The organism is Alistipes sp. Marseille-P2263 (assembly GCF_018101075.1).
Lineage (GTDB): Bacteria > Bacteroidota > Bacteroidia > Bacteroidales > Rikenellaceae > Alistipes > Alistipes dispar.
The window spans coordinates 1-3389 of sequence record NZ_JAGQEJ010000019.1; the positions used below are offsets into that span (position 1 = coordinate 1).

At 65.6% G+C, this 3389-nt stretch carries 2 protein-coding genes; both read left to right on the forward strand.

The features are described from left to right. A partial coding sequence (locus KB554_RS13140; protein WP_211036489.1) for an SLBB domain-containing protein occupies positions 1-2340 on the forward strand: 2340 nt, incomplete at its 5' end. A 12-nt stretch (positions 2341-2352) separates the two neighbouring features. Further along, on the forward strand, positions 2353-3389 hold a 1037-nt coding region (locus KB554_RS13145), incomplete at its 3' end, for a Wzz/FepE/Etk N-terminal domain-containing protein (RefSeq protein WP_211036490.1).

Genomic DNA, 3389 nt, shown 5'->3' on the forward strand with positions numbered 1-3389 from the left:
CTCGAGTATGCTTTGGAAGGTCGCCGGAACGGCAAGAGCGAGCATCAGATCGGCAGGGAGCTTTTGGCTCGAGGGGTTACGGCGGAGCAGGCTGAGCGTCTGAAGCGGAAGTACGAAGAGAGCCAGGGCAGCGAAGTCCGCGTTGCGGACCGCGGTATCTCGGGTCAGCAACGGGAACGGGTCCAGTCCTCCTCGGAACGGCTCACCGCGGGGAGTCTCGATGTGGTGAGTTCGGCAGCCACGGACCCCGCGGCGGATCGCTCGGACCCGCGCGAGGTCTTCGGGCGCGACGTGTTCCGGAGCCGCACGCTGACCTTCGAGCCGAACGAGAACCAGGCGACGCCGTCGAACTACCGTCTGGGTCCGGGCGACGAGGTCATCATCGACATCTGGGGAGAGAACGAGCGGAGCCTCCGAGAGGAGATCTCCCCCGAGGGCAATATCATGGTCGAACAGGTGGGTCCTGTGTATCTGAACGGGCTGACCATCGGCGAGGCGAACGCGAAGCTTCGAGAGGTCTTCGGACAGATCTACGCGGGGGTCTCGGGCGACAGTCCCGCATCGGAAGTGCGGGTTACGCTGGGGCGTTTACGCACGATCCAGGTGAACGTGATGGGAGAGGTCGAGACGCCCGGGACTTACCGTCTGTCGTCGTTTTCGACGGTCTTCCATGCGCTGTACCGCGCTGGGGGCGTTACTCCGATCGGCGGGCTTCGCGATATCGGCGTGATGCGCGGGGGCCGTGAAGTGGCGCGCGTGGACGTGTACGCCTACCTGCTGGAGGGTCGTCAGGACGACGACGTGCGTCTGGAAGAGGGCGACGTGGTGATCGTGCGCCCCTACGAGCTGCTGGTCAACGTCTCGGGGAAGGTGAAGCGTCCGATGCACTACGAGATGAAACGAGGCGAGACGCTGGGTCGTCTGCTGGACTATGCGGGCGGCTTCACGGGGGACGCCTACTCGAAGGAGCTCCGGGTGATCCGCGAGACGGGGCGCGAATACCGGCTCTACAACGTCCGGGAGAGCGATTTCGGCGGATGGACGCTGGAGGACGGAGACGCGGTGACGGTGGGGTCCGTTCTGGACCGCTTCGCCAACCGCGTGGAGGTCCGCGGCTCGGTGTACCGGGAGGGGATGTACGAGCTGAGCGACGCGATGCACACGGTGCGGGCCCTGATCGAGCGCGCCGAGGGCCTGGAGGGCGACGCCTTCACGGGCCGCGCGCAGCTTCTTCGTGAGCGCGAGGACCTGTCGCTGGAGCTTCTGTCGCTGGACCTCGGGGGCATCATGTCGGGGCGTTCCGCGGACGTGGAGCTGCGGCGCAACGACGTGCTTATCGTTCCGAGCATCCACGAACTGGAGGAGCGCGGGTCCTTCACCATCGGCGGCGAGGTGGCTCGCCCGGGGGTGTACCCCTATGCCGCGCATACGACGATCGAGGACCTCGTGGTTCAGGCCGGAGGTCTTCTGGACGGGGCCTCTACGGTGAAGGTGGACGTCTCGCGGCGCATGAAGGACCCGAAGAGCCTGGAGCCGACGAGCGAGCTGGGCCGTATCTACACGTTCTCGCTCAAGGACGGACTGGTGACGGACGGCGACGCGGACTTCGAGCTGGCGCCCTACGACATCGTGGAGGTCCGCCGCAGCCCGGGCTACCGGGAGCAGCGTCGCGTTACGCTGGATGGCGAGGCGGTGTTCTCGGGAGGCTATACGCTGGTGAAGAAGAACGAGCGCCTGTCGGACCTTGTGCGCCGCGCCGGGGGCCTCACGCCGGACGCCTATGCGCACGGGGCGCGTCTGATCCGCCGTCTGAACGACGAGGAGCGCGCAGTGCGCGAGACGACGCTGCGCATGGCCCGCCAGAACAGCCGGGGCGGAGATTCCCTGGCGCTGGACAAGCTGCAACTGGACGACTACTACACGGTGGGCATCGAGCTGGACAAGGCGCTGTCGAATCCCGGTTCGGACTACGACATGGTGCTGCGCGAGGGAGACCGTCTGGTGATTCCGGAATACGTCTCCACGGTGAGCATCTCGGGAGAGGTGATGTATCCCAATACGGTGCTCTACATGGCGGGCAAGCATCTGAAATACTATATCGGCCAGGCGGGCGGCTACGGGCTCCGTGCGAAGCGCAGCAAGGCGTACGTGATCTACATGAACGGCACGGTGTCCCGCGTGAAGAGCCTTCGCAAGGCGCGCATAGAGCCGGGGTGCGAGATCGTCATCCCCTCGAAGCGCGAGCGCAAGGGCATGAGCCTCCCGGCGATCATGAGCCTGGCCACGTCGGCGGCGTCGATCGGAACGATGGCGGCGTCGATCGCGAACCTGTCGAAATAAGCGGAAAGGACGATGGAAGAGATGAACAGAGCGACCGCCCCTGCGGGGGATGGTGAGATCGACCTGGTGGAGCTGGCGCGCAAGCTGTGGGCCGGACGCCGGAGGATCGTCAGATGGTGCGTCGCGGGGGCGTTGGCGGGACTCGTCATCGGCTTCAGCATCCCCAAGGAGTACACGGTTACGGTGAAGCTGGCCCCGGAGGTGCAGGGCGGGAAGCCGTCGCTGGGAGGACTGGGCTCCCTGGCCTCGATGGCCGGGATCAACGTGGGGAGCATGAACTCGGCGGATGCGATGTCTCCGGAGCTGTACCCCGATATCGTGCAGTCGGTGCCGTTCATGACCGAGCTGTTCGACGTGGAGGTCCGCCTGGCGCGGGACGAGCGCCGGATGCCCGTCTCGGAGTATGTCTCCGAAGAGCTGCGCTCACCCTGGTGGAGCGCCGTCGCCGCAGCGCCGTTCAAGGCGCTGGGATGGTTCACGGGGCTGTTCCGCGCGGAGGACGACGAACGCCGCGGAACGGGCGTGACGGACCCCTTCCGCCTGACACGTGAGGAGAACGAGACGGTCGGAAGCCTCCAGGAACGTATCGCGGCCAGCGTGGACAAGAAGACGATGGTCGTCTCGCTGGCGGTGACGATGCAGGACCCGCTCGTCGCGGCGACGCTGACCGACACGGTGATGCGCAACCTGCAGAACCACATCACGCAGTACCGCACGGACAAGGCGCGGCACGACCTGGAGTTCACGCAGCGGCTCTTCGACGAGGCGCAGGGAAAGTATTATGCGGCGCAGCAGCGTTACGCGCAGTACGTGGACCAGAATCAGGCGCTCTCGCGGAAGAGCTTCCGAACGGAGGAGGAGCGGTTGCAGAACGAGATGTCGCTGGCGTACAGCCTCTACAACCAGACGGCCCAGCAGTTGCAACTGGCGCGTGCGAAGGTCCAGGAATCGACCCCGGTCTATGCCGTCGTGCAGCCCGCGACTGTCCCGCTCAAACCCTCGAAACCTTCGAAGATCATGATTCTCGTCGGATGCGTGTTCCTCGCAGG